Source organism: Acinetobacter sp. X9 (assembly GCF_054889255.1).
The window spans coordinates 2697120-2714929 of record NZ_CM142679.1; the positions used below are offsets into that span (position 1 = coordinate 2697120).

General features: G+C 37.0%; 15 protein-coding genes and 2 tRNA genes. 10 read left to right on the forward strand and 7 right to left on the reverse strand.

Going from position 1 to position 17810, the window contains the following annotated elements:
* Nucleotides 1–46: 46 nt before the first annotated feature.
* Complete coding sequence (locus tag ACYU0V_RS12805) at nucleotides 47–1843, reverse strand: FAD-dependent oxidoreductase (RefSeq protein ID WP_461847729.1); 1797 nt, start codon at nucleotides 1841–1843, stop codon at nucleotides 47–49.
* A 435-nt stretch (nucleotides 1844–2278) separates the two neighbouring features.
* Here ACYU0V_RS12805 and ACYU0V_RS12810 point away from each other — a divergent pair, with 435 nt between their 5' ends.
* Nucleotides 2279–3094, forward strand: a complete 816-nt coding sequence (locus ACYU0V_RS12810; protein WP_461847731.1) for a YqiA/YcfP family alpha/beta fold hydrolase — start codon at nucleotides 2279–2281, stop codon at nucleotides 3092–3094.
* A gap of 183 nt (nucleotides 3095–3277) precedes the next feature.
* Here ACYU0V_RS12810 and ACYU0V_RS12815 read toward each other — a convergent pair whose 3' ends face one another.
* Complete coding sequence (locus tag ACYU0V_RS12815; RefSeq protein WP_461847732.1) at nucleotides 3278–4705, reverse strand: Na+/H+ antiporter NhaC family protein; 1428 nt, start codon at nucleotides 4703–4705, stop codon at nucleotides 3278–3280.
* A gap of 115 nt (nucleotides 4706–4820) precedes the next feature.
* On the opposite strand from ACYU0V_RS12815, the gene ACYU0V_RS12820 reads away from it, so the two are divergent.
* From ACYU0V_RS12820 to ACYU0V_RS12840, 5 genes are all read left to right on the forward strand, one after another.
* Entirely contained in the window at nucleotides 4821–5699 is an 879-nt protein-coding gene (locus ACYU0V_RS12820) for a LysR family transcriptional regulator (protein WP_334377896.1), read from the forward strand.
* A gap of 80 nt (nucleotides 5700–5779) precedes the next feature.
* Nucleotides 5780–7021, forward strand: a complete 1242-nt coding sequence (locus tag ACYU0V_RS12825; protein WP_461847734.1) for a D-amino acid dehydrogenase — start codon at nucleotides 5780–5782, stop codon at nucleotides 7019–7021.
* 1 nt (nucleotide 7022) lies between these two features.
* Entirely contained in the window at nucleotides 7023–7382 is a 360-nt protein-coding gene (locus ACYU0V_RS12830) for a RidA family protein (RefSeq protein ID WP_174725527.1), read from the forward strand.
* 897 nt (nucleotides 7383–8279) lie between these two features.
* Nucleotides 8280–8507, forward strand: a complete 228-nt coding sequence (locus ACYU0V_RS12835) for a cupin domain-containing protein (RefSeq protein ID WP_461849947.1) — start codon at nucleotides 8280–8282, stop codon at nucleotides 8505–8507.
* Nucleotides 8508–8511: 4 nt separating this feature from the next.
* On the forward strand, nucleotides 8512–9111 hold the full coding sequence (locus ACYU0V_RS12840; protein WP_104075189.1) for a TetR/AcrR family transcriptional regulator: 600 nt from the start codon (nucleotides 8512–8514) through the stop codon (nucleotides 9109–9111).
* 324 nt (nucleotides 9112–9435) lie between these two features.
* Here the strand turns inward: ACYU0V_RS12840 and ACYU0V_RS12845 are convergent.
* From ACYU0V_RS12845 to ACYU0V_RS12855, 3 genes are all read right to left on the reverse strand, one after another.
* Nucleotides 9436–9525: transfer RNA gene (locus tag ACYU0V_RS12845), tRNA-Ser, on the reverse strand.
* Nucleotides 9526–9610: 85 nt separating this feature from the next.
* A complete protein-coding gene (locus ACYU0V_RS12850; RefSeq protein ID WP_461847736.1) occupies nucleotides 9611–11641 on the reverse strand; it encodes an oxidoreductase in 2031 nt (676 codons plus the stop codon).
* Nucleotides 11642–11769: 128 nt separating this feature from the next.
* Nucleotides 11770–12111 carry a hypothetical protein gene (locus ACYU0V_RS12855; RefSeq protein WP_228149114.1) on the reverse strand — a complete coding sequence of 114 codons (342 nt, stop codon included), beginning with the start codon at nucleotides 12109–12111 and terminating at the stop codon, nucleotides 11770–11772.
* A 221-nt stretch (nucleotides 12112–12332) separates the two neighbouring features.
* Between ACYU0V_RS12855 and argG the strand changes: the two genes are divergently transcribed.
* Nucleotides 12333–13691 (forward strand): argininosuccinate synthase, encoded by a 1359-nt coding sequence (gene argG / locus ACYU0V_RS12860; protein WP_139120918.1) that lies wholly within the window; start codon nucleotides 12333–12335, stop codon nucleotides 13689–13691.
* Between the two features lie 61 nt (nucleotides 13692–13752).
* Here argG and ACYU0V_RS12865 read toward each other — a convergent pair whose 3' ends face one another.
* A complete protein-coding gene (locus tag ACYU0V_RS12865) occupies nucleotides 13753–15015 on the reverse strand; it encodes a GGDEF domain-containing protein (protein ID WP_227061708.1) in 1263 nt (420 codons plus the stop codon).
* Nucleotides 15016–15164: 149 nt separating this feature from the next.
* On the opposite strand from ACYU0V_RS12865, the gene pyrC reads away from it, so the two are divergent.
* The 3 genes from pyrC to ACYU0V_RS12880 all read left to right on the forward strand — a co-directional run bounded on the left by pyrC (nucleotide 15165) and on the right by ACYU0V_RS12880 (nucleotide 16940).
* Nucleotides 15165–16199 (forward strand): dihydroorotase, encoded by a 1035-nt coding sequence (pyrC, locus tag ACYU0V_RS12870; protein WP_005070491.1) that lies wholly within the window; start codon nucleotides 15165–15167, stop codon nucleotides 16197–16199.
* Complete coding sequence (gene rnt, locus ACYU0V_RS12875) at nucleotides 16184–16846, forward strand: ribonuclease T (RefSeq protein WP_002117536.1); 663 nt, start codon at nucleotides 16184–16186, stop codon at nucleotides 16844–16846. The genes pyrC and rnt overlap by 16 nt, the downstream gene beginning before the upstream one ends.
* Nucleotides 16847–16864: 18 nt before the next feature.
* Nucleotides 16865–16940: transfer RNA gene (locus ACYU0V_RS12880), tRNA-Glu, on the forward strand.
* 89 nt (nucleotides 16941–17029) lie between these two features.
* Here the strand turns inward: ACYU0V_RS12880 and ACYU0V_RS12885 are convergent.
* The gene (locus ACYU0V_RS12885) at nucleotides 17030–17617 is read right to left on the reverse strand and encodes a DUF2726 domain-containing protein (protein WP_063098359.1); all 588 of its coding nucleotides are present in this window, start codon (nucleotides 17615–17617) and stop codon (nucleotides 17030–17032) included.
* Nucleotides 17618–17810: the final 193 nt, after the last annotated feature.

Here is a 17810-nt window from a genome sequence, read left to right on the forward strand (position 1 = left end):
CTGCTTTTAACAGGGGCTTTTCGAATTTGGCGGAAGCGGTGAAATCCTAATTCAAACTAAGTATTGATGTCATTGCTTTGTGCAATTCATTTTCCGCCGATTCAATTTTGTTGCTTTGCCAAGCAATATAGCCGTCTGGTCTGATCATAATGCAAGCATTTTCATCATTACCCCAAGAGCGAGAAAGTTCTCCATAAGAGTCTTCAACGTCTCTTTTTGGACCTACCTGTATAACTTTAATATCCAAGTTGAGCTGGTTATTAAGTTGGTCTACAACCCACTTCCATTTGTCACCTTGTAACCAACAGAACAGCGTAAACTTTCCATTTCCGATTAAGTCTAAGGTTGATATTTTTTTATGATTTTTGACTAGCCATACATGAGGGAGTTTATGGCCAGAGGTAAATGAAGGATAATAATGAAGATCTTCATCTCTACTAGAATCTAATTCATTTTCAATATTATGTTCTGCCCCAATAATTGCAGATGAATGATAACGTACGTTAGTTTCTACGCCTAAGGCAGCAAATTCATAAGCTTTATATTCAATTGCAGATCTTAAATCACGGCGTTTAACAGCACCTTTTTCATTACCTTCGCTTAAGGCATTTATACTTCCTTGCATCGTCTCTGTACTGTACTTTCCATCTAACTCTAAAGCAGAAAATATTGTAGAGAACTCTCTAACACTTTGATTTGCTCGTTTAACAATTCGCTCACCAACAGGTGCTCTTTCCTCATTAAAACTGTCTAATAAACCACTACCCGCTTTGCCATTTAATACAAATGCTAATTTCCAACATAAGTTATAAGCGTCTTGTATAGATGAGTTTGAACCTAATCCATTCGAAGGTGGGTGACGATGGACAGCATCACCAATACAGAACACTCGACCTTTCGAATATTGCTCTGCATACATTTCATTTACTGTCCATAACGACTTACTACTTATGTTTATTTCAATGTCGTTATCACCAATAAGCTGCTTGCAAATTGCAATCGCCTCATCATCGGTAAGAGATGGTTCTTCTTTTTCAATGTCATATCCCCAGACAATCTGCCATTCATTCCAAGGTCTGACCATACGCAACAATCCTAGGCCAATCCCACCAATGTTTGCTCCAGGTTGTATAATCCACCACAGGTATCCCGGTCGATGTGAAACGTATTTTGTTAAATCGGCTTTAAAAATAATACTGATACTGCCACTTTTCCCCATTTTACCTGCCATAGGTAAATCTAAATCTTTTACGACTTGGCTACTTGCACCATCAGCTCCAATTAAATACTTACAACGAATTAAGTATGTTTGTTTAGTTAATCTATCTAAAACAGTGACGGTTACGCCGTTTTCATCTTGTACATGAGATAAGTATTCCGTATCAAATCTTGGATGACTCCCTCGTGATGCTGCATTTGAAAGTAAAATAGGTTCAAATAGATGTTGAGGAAGATCGCACTGTTCACAAGGACTTGCTTTAGCATACTCTGACATTCTTTCTGGATGATTCATTCCATAAGGAAAGCGTCCAATTTCATCACCCGTTAAAGATGTGCAATAAACAACATCTCCCATAACTTCCTTGGGTGCTGCTTTCGCTATTACTTCATCAGATATCCCCAAGTCTCGAATAACTTCCATTGTTCTTTGACTGATATAATGAGCACGCGGACTGTTCGCCAGCCATCTATATTTAGTTATTATGATATTTCTGATTCCATAAGTACTTAACATAAGTGCAGCAGAAGAACCAGCAGGACCACTTCCAACAATTAAAACATCAGTTTCTAACATTTTTATCCTATTACTTACATATTCTTGGTAGCTAAATCGCTGTTGCATAAACTTAACGAAAATAACTATTTTGGATATAATATTGCTTCTAAAAACTCTTTTAGATCATGTAGGTAAAAACTTCACAGCATTAAGTATTAAATAAGTCTATAAAAGTTATAAAACAGATTTTTAATCAAGGTTTTTTTATATCAACATAGTTCTATCTTTTAATAAATATGGCAAAGTTTAAATAAACCAATGACCTAGAGACAAAAATAAATATAACATTTGAGTTTTATTGGTTGCATTGGCAAATCTATACAGAATATATCTTTTAGATAGGCCTAGGCCTCTGGTTCAATTTCTAATTTTTAAGCAGATTTTTTATTTATTAAAATTCTATGAGCTATACTTTTAAAATAAAATTATGAAGTAATCATTATTTCAATTGTACTTTATACAAACGAATCTTATTAACACGATTAATAGGAATTATGAGTTATGGAAACGCAAGACATGATATCGATTGTAGATAGATATTTTTCTAATCCTATTTTTAATCTAACAAATTTTCCAATACATAAGCTAAAAAATGATCCTACTGAAAATGAAAATTCTTTCTTCTTTCTCCATGATTTTGGTACTTATGAATTAGAAGCTAAATTTAATTATTGTGATGGTTTTCCACAGAAAATAGCTTTACTGATACATGGCGGCAACTCTGATTTGAGCTCTTTAAGTCCTTTAGAAAATCTGCTTAGAAGTAAAAATATTGGAACGCTTTCATTCAATTTAAGTGGCTTAAATAACACGAGTGAAACGAAATCATCCGTATATCAAAACATCCATGAAAGTATGGTTTTTTATAGTCTTCTAAAAAAAGTGGATATCGTTATTGGATATAGCTTAGGTGGTTATATTGCAATTAATTTAGCTAAAAAATTTCAAATTGATCGATTGATTTTGTTATGTCCAGCGATATATTCAGATCAAGCAGTCAAAAAAATATATGGAAATGAGTTTAAGGATGAAATTTCCAAACCTTATAGCTTTTATTCATCATCGATTTGGCGTTTTTTAATGGAATATAAAAGAGAACTCACAATAGTTTATGGAGAGTTAGATGGTATAAAAACAGATAATGGAAAGTCGAAAGGGTTTTATGAAATTAATGGTATTAAGAAATATTCTCCTATTCCCTATGAAATAGTCCAAACCTTAAAAAAAAATTCCATGCGAAAAACTAACTTTAATTTCATAATTGAGAAAAATAAAGATCATTACCTTTTAAAAAATATCAGAAATTATAATTTTTAAAAATATTGATTAGATTGGACTGTAAAGAGTTCTCTTCTTATTAAAAGCGAATAGATTAAATTTTGAAATCTTACTTAGCTTGGGCTAAGTTGTTATCGTCGTAAAAATAAAGCCTCTTAAACTTTCTAGATTAAGAGGCTTTTGAAATTTATTTAAATAAGAAATAGCTTTAATTTGTAGGGGCTAATTCAAAATCTGAAACAATACTGCAAAGAGTAGAATATTTGCGATCACTATGGCCCAACCACCATAAAGCATGTATTTCAGTTGACTTGAACGTGCTAAGCCCATTTGACCAAACATATCAGAAGATGGAAAAGGACCAAACCAGTCTACTTGGGAACTTGATAATAAAACTGCTGTAACCGCAACAGGTGGAACGCCATTTGCCAGTAAAATTGGTCCAAAAATTTTATTGGTAAAGGTCATTTGTGCAACAGCTGCCCCTGGAATATGCCCCACAATATTAAATAAGAAAATACCAAAACACAGCATAGCAGGACTTAAGTCGACCAAATACGGTGTCGCATTATCTAATAGTGTTTGGTAAGCATTAAGTTTTTCAACAAGAACTAAAATTGGATTGTATAACCAGTAAAGAATAAACATCCAGACTAATTTACCACATCCCTCATAGAGTGCTTCCAAAATTTGTTTAGGACTAAACCCCGCCACTAACCCAGTTAATGTGGCAACAGTAAGCATCACAATAATTGCAAAACTAAAGCCTGCTTTAAAAATAATTCCAAGAATTGCCATCACGATAATTGTGCCAATAAATACAATCGCCGCACGTTTACTTCTTTTCAATTCAGAGGCACTTTCTATTTTTTCAGAAAGTTCTGAGAAATTTTCATTATAGGTATATTTTCCAAAAGTCCACTTTTGGATATAGCCAGACATGAACCAACCTGTGAGAAGTGTGACAACACTCATAGGTATGGCACAAGTGCTCAAATATTGCGGGTAAGTTAAGCCACCCAACTCTAAAATAGTCACTGTACTTGGTGTAAAAGGTCCTATAAAAAGACCGACAGAACCTGCTGTCATCAAAAGTAATGCAACGGTGGGCGGCGTTAAACCAACTGCAGCAGCAATGGGAATAATGACAGCAACAATAATGGCATTACCACCTGCCATAGTACCCAATGAACCACAAATAACAACTGATGAAATCATGATGCCAAGTTTGACGCGAGGAATACTTGAAAGCCCAACTTTATTGACAATAAATTTGACCAATTCTTTCGCTGCACCTGTTCGGTTGGCAACTTCACCAACCCCAGCACCTAACATAATAATAAGACCGACAGTCGCAATAAATGAGCCCGTAGACTTTGCAAGAATTCCACCCAATTCAAATACACTGGTGGATGTCATGATCACACTAATGACAATAGCAATAATAACTGCCAGAACAATATCGAGACCAATAACAGTTAAGAGCGCCAAGGCAAAAATGGGCAATAACCCAATTAAACCGACCTCCTCTACTGGTAGGCCTTTTGCATAAAATGCTAAAGCAAAGCTAAGAATAATAATGGTGATAAGGGCAATATTTTTAGGTGTCCTTATATTTGGTATTGTTATAGAAGATTGCTCAACTGACATATGTATCACTCCTTGATCATTGGGCATTGAATTTCACACCAATTTACAAGGGTTCATTGACATTAAATAATGAATTCTAATAGATTACCTATAACTAATAGTTATGTGCTCATTTATGAATCTTCGACACCTAGAAATATTCTATTTAGTCATGCTTTTTGGTTCACTCACAGAAGCAGCGTCATCGTTATGCATTTCACAGCCAGCAGCCAGTAAATTACTAAAACATGCAGAGCAACGCCTTGGTTTTGCTCTATTTAAACGGGTCAAAGGGAAATTACAACCCACGAAAGAAGCCTATATTTTATATGATGAAATTAAGCCAATTTATGAAAAAATAAATGAACTAAATAAGTTGACGGATAATTTGGCAAGAAATACTCAAGGTCAAATCACACTCGGATGTTTACCCAGTTTAGGTTTGAGCCTCATTCCCAAATTAACTGCAAAATTTCTAAAAAAATACCCTGATGTTTTTGTCAATATTGGCACAGATCATACTCAAGCATTAGAGCAAAAATTATTAAGACGTGAAATTGATATTGCGGTGACGTTCCAGCCCCATACTCAGCATGGCATTATTGCCACACCTGTTCTAGAAATTCCTCTGGTTTATATTGATTCTCAGCCTATTGATTCAAATCAAGATATTCATTTAATTGATGAAAACAGGTGGATTCAACCCTACTCAGATTCCCTCCTGCAAGTCGTAAAAAAGTACAGAACATTTAATAAAAGTATTGTGAATGTACAAACTTACTATATGGCGAGTGAACTGGTACGCGAAGGTTTAGGGTGTAGCATTACCGATATTTATACTGCTGCACACTCCTTACCAAATCATATGATTCATGAAATAAAACCAAGTTTATATACCACAATTTATATTTTAAAAAATGCCAATGTAAGTACGACCAAAGCGACTGAAGATTTTATTGAATTGATTAAAAGAGAAATTGCTTCGATGACGCCATCAATTAACCAAAAGTTATGAGTACTATGTAAAAACTCATTTGTTTAACCCTTTTTCTTCTTCTTTAATACAAATGTGTGTTGCAAATATAGCATGGAAGAATGAAAAAACATGTCGTTGTCATTGGTGGTGGAGTCATTGGTTTAAGTACGGCCTATGCACTTATTCAAGCAGGTCATAAAGTTACAATAGTTGAAGAAAAAGACCAGATTGGTTGCCAGACAAGTTTTGCAAATGGTGGTCAACTCAGTTATCGCTATGTTGCACCTTTAGCGGATGCAGGCGTTCCATTTCAGGCGCTGCAATGGTTAGGAAAAGCCCATTCGCCTTTAAACTTTAAATTGAATTTTTCACCTCTTCAATGGTCTTGGTTATTCCAATTCCTCATGGCATGTAATCGTAAAGACAATATTGTGAACGGCAATCATATTTTACGGTTATCCCTATATAGTCAAAGTATTATGTCTAAATGGCGTGATGAAATTGATGATTTTGACTGGGTAAAATCAGGAAAAATGATTATTCATCGCAATGAAAAAGCATTTAAAAAAGCAGCATTAACGATAGATCCAACTGTACAAAAAGTGCTTTCACCGGAAGAAACCGTTCAACTTGAACCTGCATTGAAAGGTATTGGATCTACATTAGTGGGTTCAATTTATACACCAGATGATGAAACAGCAGATTGCTACAAATTTTGTTTAGCTTTGTATAAAGCACTAGAAAAGAGTAGTAACTTCAAATGTTTATATGCACATGAAGTGACAGATTTTTTTGTAGAAAATAATAGAGTTACTGCGATTGAAACAAATCAAGAACGTATAAAAGCAGATGAATTTGTCGTTGCTGCAGGCAATGGCAGTACTGCACTTTTTAATATGGTAGGTATTTCAGTCCCAGTTTATCCATTAAAAGGATATAGCCTAACTCTACCATTCCCAGAAAAAGCCAACGTTGTACCCAATATGAGCGTAACCGATTATGCAAATAAAATTGTATATGCAAAATTGGGGAATCAGCTTCGTATTGCCGCAATGGTCGATATTGGCTATCAAGATATCTACATTCGAAAAGAGCGAATAAATGCATTGAAAGATACGGTACGAAAAACATTTCCCGATTTATTGGGTGTAAATACTGCACAAGAATGGAGTGGTTTACGTCCATCCACCCCTACAGGTTTACCCATTTTGGGTCGTACGAAATATTTGAATTTATGGACAAATATTGGCCAAGGTAGTTTAGGTTTCACATTAGCTGCTGGTTGTGCCATGGTCATTAGTCAGTTAATTAGCCAAGCAACCTCGCCAATTATATTAGATGGTTTATCTCTGGAGAAATAAAATGAGTCATGATATTCAACGTATTGATACGAATGCACGTTTATCAGGTTGCGTGCTTCATAACGGTTTAGTGTATGTTTCCGGTCAAGTTCCAACGAATTTAGATGCTGATGCCAAGCAGCAAACTTTAGAAGTTCTGGCAAAAATTGATGCTTTACTGGAACAATCTGGTAGTGATAAAAGCCGTATTTTAACTGCACAAATTTGGATTAAAAATATTGCCAAAGATTTTGCAGTGTTCAATGAATGTTGGGAAGCATGGTTACCAGATGGAGCAGCACCAGCGCGCGCGGCTATTCAAGCAGATTTGGCACGTCCGCAAGTATTAGTAGAAGTAATGGTTACGGCAAGTGTTAAATAATATTTACCTAAAGTAAAACCAGTAAATCTACTGGTTTTATTAATTTCATGTTCAAATATAACCAATCATCAACTCGATATTGCACATCTTTATAGGTAACGCTGATCACCTCATCCTTACTAAATACTTTACGAATTGATTTTAATCTGACCAGTTAGTTAGGCTGAGACAAAATAAATTTTCAAAAGACATTTTTAAAATTTTTATAATAAAAAACCCATTCCAAAAATTTGAAATGGGTCTAGTGAAAACCACTGAGCCTGAAATAGTAAAAATTAGAGCTTAACAATATCTACTGTAATGATTTGATGAGAAAATACAATATATATTCAAATAATTTTTTAGATAAAATTTACTAAAAAGCATATTATAAATATAAACTAATTAATACCAATTAAAACTCAATGATGAAAAATTATTCTCTTATTATTTTAGGTAGACCTAAATATAACTTTTCCCGAACCAAAACAATCTTAAAAAAATACCCTATTACACTTAAGTAGAACTTGAATGCCATTTATATCAACATTTTAAAATACTATATCTCAATACTTTTTAAGATTAACCAGAGAACGCTCTCCCCCTAATTTTGTTAGTATAAAGTTCTGGAAGTCTTCAATCTATTATTTAAGAAAAACTTTACGAACTTAAGTCATAGAATCTAGCAATTTGTTCAAATATCTCTGAGATCACTCCATAAAAACACTCATAAATATCTACTATTCTTCACTAAAAATTTAGTTCACATTGACTTTCTAACAAACGTTAGTTAGATTGTTTAAAATTCAATTATCTAAGAAGTTATAAATGATTTTAGTTAGTCAAAAAGATCGCACTTGGACTGATAGTAATATCCCATGAGTTCAAACCTGTCGAACTTGGATTAGTGAAGATGGTATTGAAAGCTATTTAGCAAAATTTCAGGCTGGAACAAGTTTTCCCAAACACACTCATATTGGATGGGAACAGATCATTGTTTTAGAAGGTGTGATTCGCTTCAATGATGTCGAAATGCAGGCTGGAGATGTGTTACAAGTTCAAGGTACTGACGAACATAAGGCATTTGCCGTAGAGAACACTCTCTTGTTCATTACTCATCATGGCGGTATTGAACTGACGGAATAATATTATGACATCCTCTACAAAAAACCATACACCTTTGACGCGAGAAAAAATACTAGGAGCCGCAATTCATCTGTTTCAACAGCATGGATTCAGCGGACTAGGCATGCGACAAATCGCTGACTGCTTACAAATAAAGGCGCCTAGTCTCTACTACCATTTTGAGTCTAAAGATGATCTGGCACGATCTGCACTTCAACACTACAGAGAAGAGCAATTCTACCGATTACAGGAAATTGAAAAACTGAATGGCTTAACCCAAAAACTGCATGCGTATTCTGAACTTTTCGCCGAGATGCTGAACGACGAAAAACGTCTATGCTTATATATGGTAATGGTGAGAGAAGCCTCTTTCCAACAAGAGCCATGTGTAAGTGAATTGAGGTTATTCGCCAAACAGAATATCGATTGGTTAGAAGATACTTTATGCCAAGCAAAAAAAGAATCACCTCAAACTATTGAAACAGAGCGAGACATGGCTGAAATCATATTTGCTTCTCTCGAAGGTATCATGGCCACCTCTCTAGTTGATGAGAGCCCATGTACACACTTTCGCTCAAAAGCTAAATCTTTCCTCAACATTATGTTGCTCACAACCGTTAAATAAAAAAACAGGCTCTAACAGCTCTAGAATCTGCGCTTTAATTGTTATTGAATTAAATCGTCAGATTTTGAGTATTAGAGCTTGTAATTAAAATCTTATACACAGCAGATGGTTATCTACCAGTCATAGCAAATATAGTGACTGGAAAGCTTATTTTCCTTTTGGCATATGGCACATCTTGGCACTTGAATGCGAGTTCACAGAAATTCGTTATCTGTTGATCATGCTGATTAGCATCAACATATTAGACTTGCAAATTAAAATTGATTTGAGTGATAAACAATAAATAAAAAAAAGCCCCTGCTATTAACAGGAGCTTTTCGAATTTGGCGGAAGCGGTGAGATTCGAACTCACGGAGGACTCACACCCTCGTCGGTTTTCAAGACCGGTGCATTAAACCGCTCTGCCACGCTTCCATGTGCGTAAGAATACAAAGCTTATTCATTTTATTCAAGAAAAATATCATCGCTTTGTGTTCAAGTGCATATTGTTTCATCAATTTTACAGTTGAGCAGCCAATTCTGCTCCTTCTTTGATCGCACGCTTCGCATCTAGCTCTGCTGCGAGCTTTGCACCACCAATAATATGGTAGTTCGCGATCGTCGACTCATCTTCTTTTGGCATCAAGTCTTTTACCGACTCTTGCCCTGCACACACCACTACCGTGTCTACACGTAAAAGTTGGTCTTGACCATTATGCTCAATCCAAAGTCCTTCATCAGTGACTGCTTTATATTGCACACCACGCAGCATACGGACCCCATGCTTTTTAAGCTGTGCACGATGGACCCAGCCCGAAGTTTTGCCAAGGCCAATACCGAGTGGTGTTGTTTTACGTTGCAATAAATAAATTTCGCGGATTGCTGGCTCAACAACTGGCGGCTGCATTCCCCCTTCAGAAATGTAGTTTGGATCTGGGTCAACACCCCATTCACGTTGCCACTCGGCTAAAGGTTGAGGCTGAGGTTGATGTGGCGGTTTAAGCAAAAATTCAGATACATCAAAACCAATACCACCTGCACCAATCACTGCAACTTTTTGCCCGACTTCTGCCCCTTTTAAAACTTGAGCATAAGAAAGGACTTGTGGTGCGTCGCTTCCTTCAATTTTTAATGCGCGAGGGATTACACCTGTTGCAACAATCACTTCATCAAAACCTTCACGTTCAAGCTGCTCACGATTTACGCGAGTATTTAAACGTACGTCTACTCCAGTTTTTTCCAGTTGGACTTTAAAATAACGAATCGTTTCATGGAATTCTTCTTTACCTGGTACAACTTTGGCAAAGTTAAATTGGCCACCTACATCAGAAGTTGCCTCAAACAGCGTCACTGCATGGCCACGGCTTGCCGCAACAGTTGCCGCCGACATACCCGCTACTCCGCCGCCCACAACTGCAATTCGCTTAGGTTGTTTAGTCTTTAAATAGACCAGTTCAGTTTCATGGCCTGCACGTGGGTTAACCAAACAAGATACACGCTTATTTTTAAAAGCATGGTCTAAACAGGCTTGGTTACATGCAATACAGGTATTAATTTCATCAACACGGTTAGTCGCAGTTTTATTTACCCAAAATGCATCGGCCAATAAAGGACGCGCCATTTGAACCATATCTGCTTTGCCAGTTGCCAAAATTTCTTCGGCAGTTTCAGGCATGTTAATACGGTTTGACGCAATAATCGGAATAGAAATATATTGTTTTACATGAGCAGTGTAGTCGACAAAAGCTGCACGAGGCACAGATGTTACAATGGTCGGCACACGAGCTTCATGCCAGCCAATGCCGGTATTTAATAAAGTCACTCCTGCTTTTTCTAAAGCTTTGGCTACAGTCACCACCTCTTGCATGGTGTTACCGTCATGCACAAGGTCGAGTAGCGATAGACGGAAGCAAATAATAAATTTTTCGCCAACTTTTGCGCGGATCGCTTTGACAATTTCAACCGGAAAACGCATACGGTTTTCGATTTCACCGCCCCAACGATCAGTACGCTGGTTTACATGGCGACTTAAGAACTGGTTAATCAGATATCCTTCTGACCCCATAATTTCAACGCCATCGTAGCCTGCTTTTTTGGCAATGTCGGCACATTGTGCATAATCTTCAATTGTGCTCTGAATATTTTTTTCAGAAAGCTGACGCGGTTTAAATGGTGAAATGGGCGATTTAATTGCTGTTGAAGACACCACAAATGGTTGATAACCATAACGCCCAGCATGCAAAATTTGCATTAAAATTTTTGAGCCATGCTTATGAACGGCATGCGTTACTAGGCGATGCTGAGGAATATCAAATAAGCTATTCATAGTACCGCCAGCTGGAGCCAACCACCCTTGACGGTTCGGAGAAATACCTCCTGTCACAATTAAACCTACTCCACCTTTTGCACGCTCTTCAAAATAAGCTGCTAGTTTTGGGTAATTGTAAAAACGGTCTTCAAGCCCCGTATGCATGGATCCCATCACCACACGGTTTTTAATAGTGGTAAAGCCTAAATGTAATGGTTTTAATAAATTGGCGTAACTTGTCATGCTGCGTCCCAATAATTTTTTGCAACTTGTTGCATAGTACTTTAATACTTTTTTGATAATTTTGGATGACCATGCAAAGAAATTTATCGGAGCTTATAGTCAATCCAGTAAAACAGCTCCTATTGCTTTTATTTAATGACGCTAATGAAATCTAACTCTTTCTCCCATTTATATAATAAAAACAGCATAATCACGCCAAGAATGGTTCCAATAGGAAACGCGAAAAGTAAAAATATCGTTAGAAAAAGAGAAATATATCTAGAATTTTTTGTGCCATCTAAAACTCTTTTAGCAGCATATATATGGAGTCCAATAACTACCCCTTTTCCAATAATTCCACCAAGTAAATATGTAGGAATAGGGTCATTTAATGCCATGTAATGGTAAATCATATAAATCGCGTCGAGTACCGTGATCGCAGCCACAACATAGTGTGCACGTGATAAGCCAATATTTTTCTTCATATTCATCCTGTTTTCTTTTTAAGTTATTAAAAGTCTTTTCTTATTTGGACAACCATACTTCATTTAACTCTTCTTATTCTAATAGCCTTATATTTTTTATCAAATTAAAACTTCAAATCAGAACTAGTGAATTAATGCTTTTTTTGCGAAAAAAAGCACCATGAATAGTGCTACAATAGCCGCCATTCAGAATTCTCAAGACCGCCTATATGGGGTCTTTTTCATAAATGTTAGGATTAGCAATGACTGATAATGCAACTATCTTGCAGCATGTACCAGTAGGCAAAAAAGTTGGGATTGCCTTCTCCGGAGGCCTAGACACTTCAGCTGCCTTATTGTGGATGAAACAAAAAGGCGCTGAGCCTTATGCATATACTGCAAACTTAGGCCAGCCAGATGAAGACGACTACGATGCAATTCCAAAGAAAGCAGAACAATACGGCGCTGTAAAAGCTCGCTTAATTGACTGCCGCTTACAATTGGCGCTTGAAGGTATTGCTGCAATTCAGTGTGGTGCATTCCATATCAGTACAGGTGGCGTTCCTTATTTCAATACGACTCCACTCGGTCGTGCAGTAACAGGTACTATGCTCGTTACTGCAATGAAAGAAGATGACGTAAACATCTGGGGTGACGGTTCAACTTATAAAGGTAACGATATTGAACGTTTCTATCGTTATGGTTTGTTGACTAACCCAAATCTTAAAATTTACAAGCCTTGGTTAGATCAAAACTTTATTGATGAGCTTGGTGGCCGTGCAGAAATGTCGCAGTTCCTCATCGACAACGGTTTTGACTACAAAATGTCAAAAGAAAAAGCGTACTCAACTGACTCAAACATGTTGGGCGCGACTCACGAAGCAAAAGATCTTGAATACTTAAATGCTGGTATCAAAATTGTTGACCCAATTATGGGCGTTGCTTTCTGGAAAGATGACGTTGAAATTACTCCAGAAGAAGTGACAGTACGTTTTGAAGAAGGTGTACCTGTTGCATTAAACGGTCAAACTTTTGACAATCCGGTTGAGCTTATTCTCGAAGCAAACCGTATTGGTGGTCGTCATGGTTTAGGTATGTCTGACCAAATCGAAAACCGTATTATCGAAGCAAAATCTCGTGGTATCTATGAAGCACCAGGTATGGCCCTTCTTCATATTGCTTACGAGCGTTTGGTTACTGGTATTCATAACGAAGATACGATCGAACAATACCGCATTAACGGTTTACGTTTAGGCCGTTTACTTTACCAAGGCCGTTGGTTCGACTCTCAAGCACTTATGTTGCGTGAAACTGCACAGCGTTGGGTTGCTAAAGCGATTACTGGTGAAGTGACTCTTGAACTTCGTCGTGGTAATGACTACACCATCATGAACACTGAATCTCCAAACTTAACGTACGAAGCTGAACGTTTAACAATGGAAAAAGGTGATTCAATGTTTACGCCAATGGACCGCATTGGTCAGTTGACTATGCGTAACCTCGACATTACCGATACACGTGCAAAACTAGGCATCTATACAGATGCTGGCTTGCTTTCAATCGGTCAAGGTTCTGCTGTACCACAACTCGATAGCAAGAAGAAATAATTTTCTTACTTAATAAAAAAGCCACCGACAAAGGTGGCTTTTTTATTTCAAATATTTGTGCTTAAACAAATTCTGATACTTCCAACGGTTGATAATAAATCTGGTTACGTCCAAGTTGCTTAGCTCGGTACAAAGCTTGATCCGCAGCGTGAATTAACTTGTCCTGATTTACTTTAAAACCTTCTGTATAAACAGTAAAACCTAAACTAATCGTGACATGCTTAGAGACTAAAGATGCTGCATGAGGAATCGCTTGTCGCTCAATCGCTTTATAAATATTTGCAGCGACGGCATAGGCGCCTTGAGCAGGTGTTTTCGGTAACAGTACGACAAACTCTTCTCCTCCATAGCGGGCAACAAAATCAACATGCCGAATCGAATTTTTAATTGCAGCGGCAATAGATGAGATGACTTTATCCCCCATTTGGTGTCCATAAAAATCGTTATAATTTTTAAAAAAATCGATATCAATAAACAAAACAGCCAATGGACGCTTTTCTTGCTTTGCACGATAGTAAAAAAAGTCGAACATTTCATCAAAAGTACGTCGATTTGAGATATTCGTCAGTGCATCTTGCTGGCTTAAATGAAGCAATTCAGATGCCTCAATACGTAAAATCTGTTCGTTAAGCTCAGCAAGCTGATTATTTAAAAAAAGGCTTCTTTCTCTAGATGTAAGCATCGTACTAATTGAAAAACCTAAAATACAACTTCCAAACAGCGCTCTTCCCAAAGCTATAAAATCACAATTCGCTTGCCATAAAATCAGTAGGGAAAAAACACAAAAGGCTGCTGTTAAACCTACACAAAGCATATGTAGAGGCTTTATACCGCTTAGGATAAAACCCAGCATATATAAAAAAGAAAGTAGTAACATCGACTGGTTTTTAAGAGCGACATTTCCTACGCTAAGGAGCAACATTGCATTGATAATGATGGTCAAAAATACAATGCCACATGCAGCGATATAAAAATATTCAGTGAGTTTTTTAAACTTTGCAAAAACCCAAAATAACAGCAGTGCACAAGCAATATTAATTGCGCTAAGTAAGCAATAGATGAAGTCCCAAGTAATATAAGGCACGCCTATGACCAAATAGTCTGTAGGTAGAGCCAGCAATATGAAAATGAGATAGGTTAAAACGCCACTTGCTAAAAACTTTGAGATATTCTGTTTAGTTCGCTCAAGATTTAGACACCAGAATTTTTTTTCTAATTGATGTGGTAGAGGTATATTGGCATAACGATGGGTATGTAGAGTTACTAAATATTCTATTTCTTCTTTTGCTTTGAGTAATTCATGTACATTTCCCCTATTTGCCACTACTTGATTCCTGCCTCTCACACATTAACAAAATATAACATTATTTTTTAAGGCCTCTGGCGCTTTATTTTGCCATTTGTCCGTAATTCTCGTTACCATTTTCACACTTTATCGATTATCATTTGTTTTATTTCGAAGTTTGAACTGCCTTGGACTCTATTACCCTGCTCCAGCCAGATGACTGGCATGCACATTTACGTGATGGTTTAGCATTAAAACGTACTGTACCTGATTTGGCCAAACAATTTGCTCGTGCGATCTGTATGCCAAACCTTGTTCCACCTGTAAAAACTGTGGAAGAAGCACTGGCTTACCGTGAACGTATCCTTGCTCATGTTCCAGAGGGTCTTAACTTTGACCCACGTATGGTGCTTTATTTTACTGATTTCACCTCACCAGATGAAGTTCGTAAAATTAAAGAATCTGGACATGTAAATGCTATTAAACTTTACCCAGCAGGTGCGACCACCAATTCTGATAACGGTGTAAGTGACATCCGTAAAGTTTATGCAGTCATTGAGCAACTAGAAGAGCATCAAGTTCCGTTATTACTTCATGGTGAAGTGACTCATAACCACGTTGATATTTTTGACCGTGAAAAACGCTTCTTAGATGAAGTTTTATCACCGTTATTAAAACAGTTTCCAAAACTTAAAGTGGTACTTGAGCACATCACAACAAGCGATGCTGCACACTTTGTTTTAGAACAAGACCGCAATGTGGCTGCAACGATTACACCTCAGCATTTATTATTTAATCGTAATGATATGTTGGTTGGTGGTATTAAACCGCATTTCTATTGCTTACCAATTTTAAAGCGTCAAACTCACCAGACCACTTTGCTTGAAGTTGCAACGAGCGGTAACCCTAAATTTTTCTTGGGTACAGATAGTGCTCCTCACTCGCAAAATGCAAAAGAAAATGCGTGTGGCTGTGCGGGCTGTTATAGTGCGCCTAATGCAATTGAACTTTACGCTCAAGCATTTGATCAAGTGGGCAAACTAGAACGTTTAGAAGGTTTTGCTAGCCACTTTGGCGCAGACTTCTACGGCCTACCACGTAATACTTCTACCATTACTTTGGTAAAAGAAGATAACCTCGTTCCAGAATCTTTTGATTATTTAGATGATCAAAAAATTATCCCGCTGCATGCCGGGAAAACGCTGCAATGGAGAAAAGTGTGACACAAGAAACCTCTGTCCCGGTCATTGGCCAACGTTTTCGTGGCTTCTTACCTGTTGTTGTTGACGTTGAAACGGCAGGTTTTAATGCCCAGACAGATGCATTGCTAGAAATTGCGTGCATTCCAATTGTATATGATGCTCAGGGACAATTTGTCCCTGGTCCAGCATTTCATGCACATATTAACCCGTTTGAAGGGGCTAATCTCGATCGTCGTTCGCTAGACTTTATTGGTATTGATCCATTCAATCCAATGCGTATTGCAATGGCTGAAGATGAGCGCACTGCATTACGCCGTATTTTTAAATCGGTGAATGAAGTCCGTAAACAGCAACATTGTACACATGCAGTCTTAGTGGGCCACAATGCGCATTTTGACCTTGGTTTTGTGCAAGCGGCGATTGCGCGTACAAGTACAAAAAACCAAAACCCATTTCATAGCTTTTCAGTGATGGATACGGTTACTTTAAGTGCTGTTATGTTTGGACAAACTGTGCTTGCGAAAGCGTGTATTCAAGCTGGAATTGAGTTTGATGGTAAAGAAGCACACTCTGCTTTGTACGATACTCAGAAGACTGCTGAACTGTTTTGCTATATTTTGAACAAACTGTCACCTTACCTCCTTGACAGTTTGGTGGCGGCTTCTTAAGATACCGCCATCCTCAACGTCCCTATCGTCTAGAGGCCTAGGACATCGCCCTTTCACGGCGGTAACCGGGGTTCGAATCCCCGTAGGGACGCCATATTTTTTCTATCTATAAAGAATCCTATCTCCAAATTATTTTATCTCACTTCAAATATCATCCATGAGATAAACTTCTTATTTTCAAAATCAAGAATTCAGCTTTGCTTCATCAATATGTTGAGTCGGTTGTACACTTGGATCATCTCTCTCAATAATTATTGCATCAGCAACTAACTTTGTTTTTGTTAAATCTGGTTCTATTGAAACTTGAGCTAATGAACTCGATGCAATATTAAAATCACTATGTATTTGTGCCAATTCTGGTGTTCGTTTATAGCGTATGACTTTAAAACCAGCTTCTTGAATTAAAGCATCTCGCTCTGCATCAAGTTTTTCTTTCCCCTTATGGCTAGAATCATCCAGTTCAACAATAGCAACTATATTAAATGCTTTATCCAACACAACAAAATCAGCAACTTTGCGATTAAATAAATTACGCGTCGCGTATCCTTGTGCTGTCATAAAAGCACTGAAAGCAACTTGCGCCAAAATAATATGTTCGGGCAAAGCTTCCTTTAGTTTCATAAAAGTAGGTTGTTCATTCATAGTAATGATACGCTTTCCCTTAATTGGGTTACGTTTTGCATTTCTATTTTTGCTTTCCCCTTTCTTTAAAACATTTAAAATTGCCAATATCATCATGGCTATTAAAAATATACCAACAATCGCAAACATCGAATTTCCCCTAAATAAATATAAAAACTATTTTGATTTTCAAAAATACAATTAGAAACGGCTAGCTATAAATTATTTATTTGATTTTAAAAGCTATTATTCTATGTACTTCATACTCTATTTTAGTCTGTAATTTATAATTATTTAAACTAATCAATTATTTTTGTTTAATTTTTTGCCATTTGTATTTCCC